At 68.2% G+C, this 11,614-nt stretch carries 12 protein-coding genes, 1 tRNA gene and 1 pseudogene; 1 reads left to right on the top strand and 13 read right to left on the bottom strand.

All coding sequences use genetic code 11. From position 1 onward, the window contains the following. Positions 1-373 precede the first annotated feature (373 nt). The 8 genes and pseudogenes from A5758_RS14365 to A5758_RS14335 all read right to left on the bottom strand — a co-directional run bounded on the left by A5758_RS14365 (position 374) and on the right by A5758_RS14335 (position 5,917). Positions 374-450 (bottom strand) — tRNA-Pro (locus tag A5758_RS14365). A gap of 60 nt (positions 451-510) precedes the next feature. Continuing rightward, a pseudogene (locus tag A5758_RS26285) lies at positions 511-618 on the bottom strand (hypothetical protein); the annotation flags it as partial. 104 nt (positions 619-722) lie between these two features. Continuing rightward, positions 723-2,123, bottom strand: a complete 1,401-nt coding sequence (gene der, locus A5758_RS14360) for a ribosome biogenesis GTPase Der (RefSeq protein WP_067740928.1) — start codon at positions 2,121-2,123, stop codon at positions 723-725. Beyond that, positions 2,120-2,803 carry a (d)CMP kinase gene (cmk, locus tag A5758_RS14355; protein ID WP_067740926.1) on the bottom strand — a complete coding sequence of 228 codons (684 nt, stop codon included), beginning with the start codon at positions 2,801-2,803 and terminating at the stop codon, positions 2,120-2,122. Before cmk ends, der begins: the two co-directional genes overlap by 4 nt. Then, a complete protein-coding gene (locus A5758_RS14350) occupies positions 2,800-3,543 on the bottom strand; it encodes a pseudouridine synthase (RefSeq protein ID WP_067740924.1) in 744 nt (247 codons plus the stop codon). Before A5758_RS14350 ends, cmk begins: the two co-directional genes overlap by 4 nt. Continuing rightward, on the bottom strand, positions 3,543-4,238 hold the full coding sequence (scpB, locus tag A5758_RS14345) for an SMC-Scp complex subunit ScpB (protein ID WP_067740922.1): 696 nt from the start codon (positions 4,236-4,238) through the stop codon (positions 3,543-3,545). The genes A5758_RS14350 and scpB overlap by 1 nt, the downstream gene beginning before the upstream one ends. Continuing rightward, positions 4,239-5,057: a segregation/condensation protein A gene (locus A5758_RS14340; RefSeq protein WP_067740913.1), complete on the bottom strand. Its 819-nt coding sequence runs from the start codon at positions 5,055-5,057 to the stop codon at positions 4,239-4,241. Next, a complete protein-coding gene (locus A5758_RS14335) occupies positions 5,054-5,917 on the bottom strand; it encodes a ParA family protein (RefSeq protein ID WP_067206001.1) in 864 nt (287 codons plus the stop codon). Before A5758_RS14335 ends, A5758_RS14340 begins: the two co-directional genes overlap by 4 nt. A gap of 172 nt (positions 5,918-6,089) precedes the next feature. Here A5758_RS14335 and A5758_RS14330 point away from each other — a divergent pair, with 172 nt between their 5' ends. After that, positions 6,090-6,842 (top strand): O-methyltransferase, encoded by a 753-nt coding sequence (locus tag A5758_RS14330; RefSeq protein WP_067740910.1) that lies wholly within the window; start codon positions 6,090-6,092, stop codon positions 6,840-6,842. A gap of 12 nt (positions 6,843-6,854) precedes the next feature. On the opposite strand, the gene A5758_RS14325 is transcribed toward A5758_RS14330, so the two are convergent. The 5 genes from A5758_RS14325 to A5758_RS14305 all read right to left on the bottom strand — a co-directional run bounded on the left by A5758_RS14325 (position 6,855) and on the right by A5758_RS14305 (position 11,611). Next, complete coding sequence (locus A5758_RS14325; protein WP_156622640.1) at positions 6,855-7,178, bottom strand: hypothetical protein; 324 nt, start codon at positions 7,176-7,178, stop codon at positions 6,855-6,857. Positions 7,179-7,236: 58 nt separating this feature from the next. Beyond that, complete coding sequence (xerD, locus tag A5758_RS14320) at positions 7,237-8,181, bottom strand: site-specific tyrosine recombinase XerD (RefSeq protein ID WP_067740905.1); 945 nt, start codon at positions 8,179-8,181, stop codon at positions 7,237-7,239. Further along, positions 8,178-8,801: an NUDIX hydrolase gene (locus A5758_RS14315; protein WP_067740903.1), complete on the bottom strand. Its 624-nt coding sequence runs from the start codon at positions 8,799-8,801 to the stop codon at positions 8,178-8,180. Before A5758_RS14315 ends, xerD begins: the two co-directional genes overlap by 4 nt. Continuing rightward, complete coding sequence (locus tag A5758_RS14310; RefSeq protein ID WP_067205984.1) at positions 8,794-10,545, bottom strand: CTP synthase; 1,752 nt, start codon at positions 10,543-10,545, stop codon at positions 8,794-8,796. Before A5758_RS14310 ends, A5758_RS14315 begins: the two co-directional genes overlap by 8 nt. 121 nt (positions 10,546-10,666) lie before the next feature. After that, positions 10,667-11,611: a copper transporter gene (locus A5758_RS14305; RefSeq protein WP_067740901.1), complete on the bottom strand. Its 945-nt coding sequence runs from the start codon at positions 11,609-11,611 to the stop codon at positions 10,667-10,669. Between the last annotated feature and the right edge of the window lie 3 nt (positions 11,612-11,614).

Here is an 11,614-nt window from a genome sequence, read left to right as displayed (position 1 = left end):
CATATGGATCACTTCTCACGCTGGATGGCGAGGTGGCGAGGAGTTCAGGCAAATGGCCCCATCTCTGACATTTGCATGCCGACCGCTTATATATACGATCCCCCCTTCGCCGGATCTAGGCGTCGTCCCTGCGTAATATCTTCTTCCCGCTTAGACCTTGAGAACTAGGGACCAAGGTCCTCTCCGGCTTACGGCTCCTGGGACCCTCTGCAACGAGCGATGCCCCCGGAAGCAGCGGCTGGGCTGATCTGGCCATGTTTACGGCGCGCGCGTTACCTGCACCACATCGGCATCGGTACCCCCAAAGGCCCCAAACGCAAAAACCGCAGACCTAAAGTAGGTCCGCGGCTATCCGATGTCTTGCGACATTACATGGTCGGGCTGACAGGATTTGAACCTGCGACCACTTGACCCCCAGTCAAGTGCGCTACCAAACTGCGCCACAGCCCGGATGCCGCCCGCATCGGCGGCAGCAGGTCGAAAGCCTACCGTAGACGACCCGCCACTCCCCTAATCGACCTTCCCCAACCGGGCGGCAACCTCGTCGACCCAGTTCAGTAGCGCCCCGGCGAGTTCGGCCTCGCGGCCGTAGAACCGCTGCGCGGCCGTGCGCACAGTACGGCTCGGCGACCATGAGGCGAATCGCAAACGCGATTCCCGGCTGGTGATATCAAGCTTGAAAGCCGCCGACTGGCTCCGAACGGAGACCACAGAGCCAGAGCTCAGCGCCGCTTGGTGCCCCGCTTTTCGCGCACCCGCACGTTGATCCGGATCGGGCTGCCCTCGAAACCGAAGGCCTCGCGCAGCCGCCGCTCCAGGAAGCGCCGGTAGCCGGCCTCCAAGAACCCCGTGGTGAACAGCACAAACGTCGGTGGACGGGCGGTGGCCTGGGTGGCGAACAGGATGCGCGGCTGCTTGCCTCCGCGCACGGGAGGCGGGGTCGCCGCCACCACCTCTTTGAGCCACGCATTCAACGGGCCCGTGGGAATGCGCATATCCCACGACGCCAATGCCGTCTCCATCGCGGGCACCAGCTTCTGCACCGCGCGGCCCGTCCTGGCGGAGATGTTCACGCGCTGCGCCCACCGCAGCTGCAGCAGCTCGCGGTCGATCTCGCGCTCCAGTAGTTCGCGCCGGTCCTCGTCCACCAGGTCCCACTTGTTGAAAGCCAGCACCAGCGCCCGGCCGGCCTCGATGACCATGGACAGCACCCGCTGGTCCTGTTCGGTCAGCGGCTGCGAGGCGTCGATCAGCACGACCACCACCTCGGCGGAGTCGATCGCCGAGTGGGTGCGCACCGAGGCGTAGAACTCGTGCCCGCTGGCCTGGCCGACTTTGCGTCGCAGACCCGCGGTGTCGACGAATCGCCATACCTTGCCGCCCAATTCGATCAGCGAGTCCACCGGGTCCACGGTCGTCCCGGCGACGTCGTGCACCACCGAACGCTCGTCCCCGGCCAGCTTGTTCAGCAGCGAGCTCTTCCCCACATTGGGCTTGCCGACCAGCGCGACCCGCCGGGGGCCGCCCGGTGCGGGCGCCGCCTCGGACACCTCTGGCAGCGCGGCCAGCACCTGGTCGAGCAGGTCGGCGACGCCGCGACCGTGGATCGCGCTGACGGCGTGCGGCTCCCCGAGGCCGAGCGACCACAACGCCGCCGCGTCCGCTTCGCCCTTCTCGCTGTCAACCTTGTTGGCCGCCAGGAAGACTGGCTTGCCCGAGCGCAACAGGATGCGGGCGGCCGCCTCGTCGGCCGCCGTGGCGCCGACCGTGGCGTCGACCACCAGGATCACCGCATCGGCGGTGCGCATGGCCACCGATGCCTGTTCGGCCACTAACTGCTGCAGGCCCTTGGCGTCGGGCTCCCACCCGCCGGTGTCCTGCACGACGAACCGGCGGCCGGTCCAGAGCGCGTCGTAGGACACGCGGTCGCGGGTCACCCCGGGAATGTCCTGCACCACCGCCTCGCGCCGGCCCAGGATCCGGTTGACCAACGTGGACTTGCCGACGTTGGGCCGCCCGACCACCGCCACGACGGGCGCGGGGCCGGCTTCGGCCAGCTCTTCGAGCCCGGATTCGACCGATTCCCAATCGCTTTCGTCGGTCCAGGTGCCGTCGGAAGTCACCGCACCGCCCCGCTTCGCTGCTCGACCAGCTCCAGCAGGTGGTCGATGACCTGCGCCTCGGTCATCTCGCTGGTGTCGACCACCACCGCGTCGGGCGCGGCGCGCAGCGGCGACACCGCTCGGGTGGAGTCCAGATGATCGCGCCGCCGGACGTCGGCCAGCACCGCGTCGTAGTCGCCGGTGAGCCCGGCCGCGACGTTCTGATCGTTGCGGCGCCGCGCGCGGGTTTCGGCCGACGCGGTCAGGAAGATCTTCACGGGGGCGTCGGGCAGGACGACGGTTCCGATGTCGCGTCCCTCGACGACGACGCTGCCTGGGCCCCCGGCCATTTCGCGCTGCAGCCCGACGAGGTGCGCCCGCACGGTGGGTACCGACGACACCGCCGACACCGCGCGGGTAACCTCGTCGCCGCGGATCTCGACCGAAACATCCTCTCCCGCAAGGAAGTATCGGTCCCCCTCGGGGTGGTAGTCCACCGACAGCTGCGCCGTCGCCCCGATGCGCCCGACGGCTTCGGCGTCCGCCGGGTCGATGCCGGCGCGCAGTACCGCCAGGGTCACCATCCGGTACATCGCCCCGGTGTCCAGGTAGCGTGCGCCCAGGGCGCGCGCTAATCCCCTTGACACCGAAGACTTTCCGGTCCCGGCGGGCCCGTCGATGGCAACGACCACGGCGCTCACAGGCCGACCGCCTTGTAGAGCTGGCCGACCTCGCCCTGGTTCAGCGCACGGAAGCTGCCCGGCCGCTGCTTGCCCAGCGACACCGGTCCGATGTCGGTGCGCACCAGCGCCTCCACCGGAAAGCCGACCGCGGCCAACAGCCGGCGCACGATGCGATTGCGCCCCTCGTGCAACACCACCCGCACCAGCGTCTTGCCCGGAATGGCGTCCACCACAGCGAATTCGTCGACGCGCGCGGGGCCGTCGTCCAATTCGATTCCCGACTTGAGTCTTTTGCCCAGCCCGCGCGGCACCGACCCGGTCACCGTCGCCAGGTAGGTCTTGGGCACCTCATGGGAGGGATGCATCAGCCGGTGCGCCAGCTCGCCGTCGTTGGTCAGCAGGATCAGGCCCTCGGTGTCGGCGTCCAACCGCCCGACGTGAAAGAGGTTCTTGTTGCCGCGCACCTTGCGTTCCACTAGGTCGCCGATGCATGGCCGGCCGCGATCGTCCGACATGGTCGAGTGCATGCCACGCGGCTTGTTCAGCGCCAGGTACACCAGCGACTCGTCGAGGACCACCCTGGCGCCGTCGACACGGATCACCGAGGCGTCGGGGTCGACCCGGGTGCCCAGCTCGGTCACCACCTGCCCGTCGACCTCGACGCGGCCGTCGATGATCAACTTCTCGGCGGCCCGGCGCGACGCAATTCCGGCTTGGGACAACACCTTTTGCAGGCGGATCCCCTCAGTCTCGACCATCAATCCTGGTCCACGTCGAACGTCAGCGCATGCTCGGGCGCCTGACCGCCCGACAGCTTGATGAAACGCGGCTCACTGTCCAGGGATTCGCTCAGATCCTCGATCGTGTCAACGTCGGGCAGCAGCGGGGCGATGTCGGGAAGGTCGGCGAGCGACGTCAACCCCAACCGCTCCAGGAACAGGTCGGTGGTCGCGAACGTGACCGCGCCCGTGTCGTCGTCGACCCCGGCCTCGGTGATCAAGCCGCGCGCCAACAGCGTGCGCATGACGGCATCCACGTTGACTCCGCGGACCGCGCTCACGCGCGCCCGCGTCACCGGCTGCCGGTAGGCCACCACGGCCAGGGTTTCCAGCGCGGCCCGGGTCAGCTTGGACCGCGCGCCATCCAGCAGCAGCTTCTCCACGTATGGCGCGAATCGCGAGCGGGTGTACATCCGCCAGCCCTCGCTGGTTTGGCGCAAATCGATGCCGCTGCCGCGTTCGGTGAGTTCATCGGCCATCTGCTGCAGCCGGGCGGCGACGCGGTAGACGGGTTGCTGCGTGGCCGAGCCCAGTGCCTCGGCGGTGACCGGGGTGTCGACCACCAGCAGCAGCGCCTCCAGCACGGAGCCGAGTTCCTCGGCGTCCATGGGTGCCGCCTCGGCGATCTCCGGGATACCCGCGTCGAGATCGACGTCGGGCTCGTACTCAGTCATCTATTCGTCCCGCACTTCTACCAAGGCTTCGCTGGCCGGACGTTCCCCGGTCCAAGAAATCTGGAGCACGCCAAGGGGCTCCGACTGGTCGAATGCTACCGCCCGGCTCCGATACAACTCGAGCAGCGCCAGGAAGCGCCCGACGACCTCCATCGGCGCCTCGCAGTCGGCGACCAGCTCGGAAAACGTCGCCCAGTGGCCGCTGCCGCGAGACTCCAGGATCGCCAGCAACTTCTTGGCCTGCTCGGGCACCGATACCTGCACCTCGTGCAGGTGCCCGATCGCCACCGTCGGCGGCGCGGGACGCGGGCTGAACGCGATCGCGGCGATGTGGGCGAACCGTTCGGCGTCGACGCCAAGCATCACCTCCGGCAGCAGCTCGGTGAACCGGTCCTCCAGCGCCACCGCGCGCGGGTAGCTGCGCAGCGCCGTGGCCTCCAGCTCGGCGAACATCTCCGCGACGTGCTTGAACGCGCGGTACTGCAGCAGCCGGGCGAACAGCAGGTCGCGCACCTCCAGCAGCGCCAGGTCCTCTTCGTCGTCGATCTGGCCGGCGGGCAACAACCGGGCGGCCTTGAGGTCGAGCAGAGTCGCCGCGACCACCAGGAACGCGGTCGTCTCCTCCAGGTCGAGCTGGGAGCCGATCGCGCGGGTGTAGGCGATGAAGTCGTCGGTGACCTGATGCAGCGCCACCTCGGTGACGTCGAGGCGGTGGGCGAAGATCAGCTGCAGCAGCAGATCGAACGGCCCCTCGAAGTTGGTCAGGCGGACTTGAAAACCGTTCTTGGGTGGCGCCTCACCGTTCGCGCTGGCCGTCACGCGCCGAATCGGTCGATGAACTCGCGGGCCAAGGCGCGGTAGGCGACGGCACCCGTAGAGCGCGGGGCCCAGGTGGTGATGGGTTCGCCGGCCACGCTGGTCTCCGGGAATCGGACGGTCCGGGTGATGACGGTGTCGAACACCAGATCACCGAACCGCTCCACCACCCGGGCCATCACCTCACGCGAGTTCACGGTGCGCGGGTCATACCGGGTGAGCAGGATCCCGCTGATTTCCAGCTTGGGGTTGAGCCGGTCGCGCACCTTGTCGACGGTGTCCGTCAGCAGGGCCAGGCCGCGCAGCGAGAAGAACTCGCATTCGGTGGGAATCACCACGCCGTCCGAGCAGGCCAGACCGTTCACGGTGAGCAACCCCAGCGACGGCTGGCAATCGATCAGGACGTAGTCGTAGCGGTCCAGCACCGGATGCAACGCCCGGCCCAGCGTCTGCTCGCGGCCCACCTCGTTGACCAGCTGGATCTCGGCGGCGGACAGGTCGATGTTGCTGGGCACCAGGTCCAAATACTTGATCCGGGTTTGCATCAGCACGTCGTCGATCGACACGCGCGGCTCGACCAGCACGTTGTGGATGGTCTTCTCCAGCTCGTAGTGCGGGACGCCGAGCCCGGCGGACAGCGCACCCTGCGGGTCCATGTCCACCAGCAGTACCCGCCGGCCGTATTCGGCGAGCGCGGCGCCCAGGTTGATCGTCGACGTGGTCTTCCCGACGCCGCCCTTCTGGTTGCACATCGCGACGACCTTCGCCGGGCCGTGCGAGGTGCGCGGCTGCGGTTCCGGGATCGCCCGCGGCGGCCGCCCGGTCAGACCGAGCTCGACGCCGCTGTCCGGCTGCTCGGTCATGGCGGGGGTGTGCGGAAGGTGAACATCGACCGAAAGTCTAACCGGTTGACGCGTCGAAGCCGGGCGACCCGCAGGGCGTTTCACCAGCGAATATTGCCGTTAACCTGCAACGAGTCACATGCGTCCCACCAGCACCAGCAGTTGCCCTCGATGCCGCCTATCGTGGTGCTTCATGGACCTCAAGCGACGAATCCCTCTGCTGCGATGGTCGGTCTGGCGGATGGCGACGGGGGCGCGCAACATCACCACGACGGGTCAGATCGGCGACGGACGCGAAGCCGCCGCGGTGGACTACGTCCTGCGGAACGCCAAGTCCGGCGACATCGACGACGTGCTGGCCACCATCGACAAGTTCGCCTACGAGAAGTCGATGCTGATCAACGTCGGCGACGAGAAGGGGCAATTCCTCGACGCCGCGGTGCGCCGCGCCGGCCCGGCGGTGGCGCTGGAGTTGGGCACCTACGTCGGATACGGCGCGTTGCGCATCGCCCGCGCCGCCCCGAACGCCACGGTGTACTCCGTCGAACTCGCCGAGGCCAACGCCGCCAACGCCCGGCGGATCTGGGCCCACGCCGGCGTCGCCGACCGGGTGACGTGTGTCGTCGGCACCATCGGTGACGGCGGGCGCACCCTGGACGCGCTGGCCGACGAGCACGGGTTCGCGCCCGGCGCCCTCGACTTCGCGTTTCTCGACCACGACAAGGACGCCTACCTGAACGACCTGCACAGCATCATGGCGCGCGGCTGGCTGCGCCCGGGCGCGATCGTGGTCGCCGACAACGTCCGGGTGCCGGGCGCCCCGAAGTACCGCGAGTACATGCGCCAGCAGCAGGGCAAGCAATGGAACACCGTCGAGCACAAGGCGCACGTGGAATACCAGTCGCTGGTGTCCGACCTGGTGCTGGAGTCCGAGTACCTGGGCTAGGTCAGCTCGGCCTCACGGGCACATGAATGCGATCGGCGGGCACTGCCGAGGGGTGATGGCCTCCGGCGGCGGATTGTCGCCGTCCCAGACGTCGGACGTCTTGCCGTTGTAGGCGAGCGGGACGTTGCCCATCGCATAGTTGGTGAAATAAAAGGTGTGGCAGACGTTCCAGTCCCAGACCACGTCGCCCGGCCCCGTCGGTGGATCGTGTCGCTGTCCCGGGCACCAGTGGTGCGGACCGAAACCGTTGTCCGCGTGAGCGGTCGCCGCGGCGAATCCCAATCCGGCGATCGCGAGGCCGCCCGATAGCAGCGCCCCGGCGATCTTCTTCTTCATGGCCTGATTGTGTGGCATAGCGACGACCCTGTCGCCCCCGCTTTGCTACCGATCCCAATTACTGCGCGCGCGGATGGGCCCCGGCCCACACCTCACGCAGCGCGTGCACCGTGACCATCGTGTAGATCTGCGTCGTCGTCACCGAGGCATGTCCCAGCAACTCCTGCACCACCCGCACGTCGGCGCCGCCCTCGAGCAGGTGGGTCGCGAACGAGTGCCGCAGCATGTGCGGCGACACGCCCGACGTGATCCCGGCGCGCCCGGCGGCGTCCTGCAGCACCTGCCACGCGCTTTGCCGCGACAGCCGCCCGCCGCGCACATTGAGGAAGATGGCCGGTATGCCGCGACCGCGACGGGCCAGGTCCGGCCGGCCGCGCACCAGATAGGCGTCCAGCGCGTGCACGGCGGGCCGCCCGATCGGCACCAGCCGCTGCTTGCCGCCCTTGCCGCGCAGCAGTACCGACCTGGCCCGGGTGTCGATGTCGTCGACGTCGAGCCCGACGGCCTCGGAGATGCGCGCCCCGGTCGAATACAGGAGTTCCAGCAGCGTCCGGTTGCGCAGCGTGAGCGGGCCGTCGGAAGCGCTGTCGCCTCCCGTGCCGTCCAGCAGCGCCAGCACCTGGTCGATGGTCAGGCTCTTGGGGAGCCGGCGGCCCGGGGTGGGCGGGCGGACCGCGCGCGCCACGTCCAGGTCGGCGAGGCCTTCGGCCGCGGCAAACCGGTGTAGGCCGCGCACCGCGATCAGGGCCCGCGCCGCCGACACCGCGGACAGCGCCGGGCTTCCCGAGTCGGGGTCGCCGCGACGCAACGCGACCAGGAATTCGCTCACGTCGTCCTCGCCTACCTTGGCGATGTCGTGAATTCCGCGGTCCGACAGGTGCTTGGCGTAGCGGCGCAGGTCGCGACGATAGGAGCTGATGGTGTTCGCCGCGACGCCCCGTTCGATCGTGAGGTGGTCGAGGTAGCCCTGCACTTGGGTATCGAGGGCCGCCGCCGTTGTCATTGTGTGGCCTTTCGCGCGACGAACGCCGTGGGCTTGTCGGTCCACGGGCTGTCCACCGGCCGTGGTTCGGCGACGCCCTCGGTTACCACGTGGGCGGCCAAAATCCCGGCAATCGCAATGGAATTCACGATCTCACCGCTGAACACCTGGCGGACCGCCTCGGCGACGGGAACCCAGCGCATCGTCATGTCGGCTTCCTCGTGATGCGCCTCCGGCCGCGCCACTTCGGTCAGCTCGGTGGCCAGATACACGCGCACCGATTCGTCACTGAAGCCCGGTGCGGAATTCAGGTCGACCAGCACCTGCCATGTGCCGGCCTGCAGGCCGGCCTCCTCCTGGAGTTCTCGGGCCGCCGTCTGCTGCGGCGGCTCCCCCACCACATCCAGCAACCCGGCCGGAAGCTCCCACAATCGCCGGCCGAACGCATGGCGGTATTGGTAGACCATCGCGATGTTGTCGTCCTCGTTCAACGCCACGATGGCGACGGCCCCGTAGTGCTCGACGACTTCACGAATCGCGGTGGTACCGCCCGGCATTCGGACCTGGTCACTGCGCAGCGCGAAAATCTTTCCCGTGTACAGCGTTTTGGATGACGCCGTCTCGAAATCGTGTTCAGCCACGGGTCGCGGGCTCAGGTAACGACTGGCTGACGCCGTCCCGCTGCTGGTTGCCGTTGGAGCCGTGCTCGGGGATCTCCACCGGCAGCAGCTCGCCTGACTGGTAGTCGAGGGCCGCCCCGACGAACGCGACGAACAACGGGTGCGGCCGGGTGGGCCGGCTCTTGAGCTCCGGGTGAGCCTGGGTCCCGACGATGAACGGATGCACCTCCGGTGGGTATTCGACGAACTCCACCAGATGCCCGTCGGGCGAGGTTCCGGAGAACCGCAGGCCGCTCTCGGCGATCTTGTCCCGATAGGAGTTGTTGACCTCGTAGCGGTGCCGGTGCCGCTCCGATACCTGCGTGGTGCCGTACGCCCGGGCGACGATCGAATCCGGCTGCAGGACGGCGGGATAGGCGCCCAGCCGCATGGTGCCACCCAGATCGGCCTGGCCCGCCACGGCGTCGACCTGGTCGGCCATCGTGGAGATGACGGGATCCGGCGTCTCGGGGTCGAATTCGGCAGAGTTGGCCTGGTCGAGCCCCGCCGTGCGCGCGGCCTCGATCACGATGCACTGCAGGCCGAGACACAGGCCCAGCACCGGCAGCCCACGCGACCGTGCGTAGCGGATGGCGCCGATCTTGCCCTCGATCCCGCGGATGCCGAAGCCGCCCGGGATCAGCACGCCGTGCACGTCGCCCAGCGCCGCCGCCGCGCCCGCCGCCGTCTCGCAGTTGTCGGAGGCCACCCATTGCATCTCCACCTTGGCGTGGTGCTTGAACCCACCGGCACGCAGCGCCTCGGTGACCGACAGGTAGGCGTCAGAGAGTTCAACATACTTGCCCACCAAGGCAATTCGTACGGTCTCGTGCGGCTCGTGCACCCTGCGCAGCAGGTCGTCCCACTCGGTCCAGTCGACGTCGCGGAACGGCAGGTTGAGCCGGCGCACCACGTACGCGTCGAGTTCCTCGCGGTGCAGCCGCTTCGGGATGTCGTAGATCGACGGTGCGTCCGGGGTGGAGATGACGCCGTCGATGTCGACGTCACACATCAGCGCGATCTTGTTCTTCAGCGCTTCGGGGACGTCCCGGTCGCAGCGCAGGATCAGCGCGTCCGGAGTGATACCGATGCTGCGCAGCGCGGCCACCGAGTGCTGGGTGGGCTTGGTCTTGAGTTCGCCCGACGGAGCCAGGTACGGCACCAGCGAGACGTGCAGGAAGAAAACGTTCTCCCGGCCCAGGTCGTGGCGGACCTGGCGCGCCGCCTCCAGGAACGGCTGCGATTCGATATCGCCGACGGTGCCGCCGATTTCGGTGATGACCACGTCCGGGCGGTTGCCCTGGGCGTCCGGCTGGGCCATCGCCATGATCCGGCTCTTGATCTCGTCGGTGATGTGCGGGATCACCTGCACGGTGTCACCGAGGTATTCGCCGCGGCGCTCCTTGGCGATGACCGTCGAATACACTTGGCCCGTCGTGACATTCGCCGAGCCGGACAGGTCGCGATCCAGAAACCGCTCGTAGTGGCCGACATCGAGGTCGGTCTCGGCGCCGTCCTCGGTGACGAACACCTCGCCGTGCTGGAACGGGTTCATGGTGCCCGGGTCGACGTTGAGGTACGGATCGAGCTTTTGCATCGTCACGTACAACCCGCGGGCCGTCAGTAGCTGACCGAGGCTGCTAGCGGTAAGACCTTTACCCAGAGAGGACGCGACGCCCCCGCTGACGAAGAGGTGCTTGGTGGCGGTTTGCGGGTGCTTTCGCACAGGCGGCCTCCGTGAAGACGGGCAGGGCGTCGAAGTTTCTAGCGAATAACTAGTAGGGCCTGCCGACCCACGGAAACCCACCCTAACATCCACGACCGAAGTGTCGCGGCGAACACGCCCGCTACTGAGGCACCGTGATCGATGTCGCGCCGTGACCGGTGCCGTACTGACCGGCGTGGCCGCCGTTCATCAGGTCGTGCAGGCCCAGCACCGCGGTGATGCGGCCTGGCGCGGTGTCGACGTCGTCCACGGTGCTGACCGCGGAGTTCATCCCGGCGTCGGCGCGCGTCACGGCGACCGCCGCGCCACCGGTCGCCGAGCCGTCCCGCCCAGCCAGCAGCGTGCCCGAGCCGTGCGGCGCCAGCGCGGCGGCGAACCGGGCGACGCTGACGCCCTGGTTGCCGGCGTCCTGGGGAAGCGCGCCGCCGGTGACGATCAGCGCGGCATTCGCCGCGCCCAGGTGATCGCTCGGCTGATAGGTGATGAAACCCGTGTCGCGCAGCGCCGCCAGCACTGTGTCGCGCTGGGGCTCGTCAACCGGCGGGACCGTCGGGTTGGCGTTGATCAGCAGCGCGATGCCCATCAGGTCGCCGGCCTGCGAGCCCTGGTCGACGAGCTTGGTGCTCAGCTGCTGACCGGCGGGCAGGATCGACGAGTTCACCACGGTCTGCAGCTTCTCGGCGGAATTGGCCTCGACGAACTCGCTCGTCAACGACACGGTTCCGGTCACTGCGCCGCCGGCCTGGCCGATGAACTTCGACACCGCGGCCACGTCGTCGTCTTTGGCGTCCGGGGTGCGGAACACCACGACCGACTTGCCGCCGAGCGCGTCGTGCACGATCCGGCCGACCAGTTGGGTGTCGAAATTGTTTGCCGCGCTGAGCTTTTCGTTAAGCACGTTCTTCTGGTCGTTGAGTCCGTTGATCTGGGTGTGCAGGTCCCGCTTCTCGTCACGCAGGCTGGACAGCAGGGTGTCGGACAGGAAGCCGGAACCGAGCACGACTCCCACGGCCAACGCCAGAAACACGGCGGCCAGCGATAAAGCGTGTTGACGTAGCGAGATCATCTT

Source organism: Mycobacterium sp. 852014-50255_SCH5639931, from assembly GCF_001665605.1.
Classification (GTDB): Bacteria; Actinomycetota; Actinomycetes; order Mycobacteriales; family Mycobacteriaceae; genus Mycobacterium; species Mycobacterium paraffinicum.
The sequence above is the reverse complement of the archived record's forward strand: the minus strand, read 5'-3'. Positions and strand labels throughout refer to the sequence as shown.

Excerpts from the sequence above, each read along its gene's own strand:
- xerD (WP_067740905.1), bottom strand. The coding sequence starts at position 8,181 with ATGACAACGGCGGCGGCCCTCGATACCCAAGTGCAGGGCTACCTCGAC.
- scpB (WP_067740922.1), bottom strand. The coding sequence starts at position 4,238 with ATGACTGAGTACGAGCCCGACGTCGATCTCGACGCGGGTATCCCGGAG.
- A5758_RS14335 (WP_067206001.1), bottom strand. The coding sequence starts at position 5,917 with ATGACCGAGCAGCCGGACAGCGGCGTCGAGCTCGGTCTGACCGGGCGG.
- A5758_RS14350 (WP_067740924.1), bottom strand. The coding sequence starts at position 3,543 with ATGGTCGAGACTGAGGGGATCCGCCTGCAAAAGGTGTTGTCCCAAGCC.
- A5758_RS14325 (WP_156622640.1), bottom strand. The coding sequence starts at position 7,178 with ATGAAGAAGAAGATCGCCGGGGCGCTGCTATCGGGCGGCCTCGCGATC.
- A5758_RS14305 (WP_067740901.1), bottom strand. The coding sequence starts at position 11,611 with ATGATCTCGCTACGTCAACACGCTTTATCGCTGGCCGCCGTGTTTCTG.
- A5758_RS14330 (WP_067740910.1), top strand. The coding sequence starts at position 6,090 with ATGGACCTCAAGCGACGAATCCCTCTGCTGCGATGGTCGGTCTGGCGG.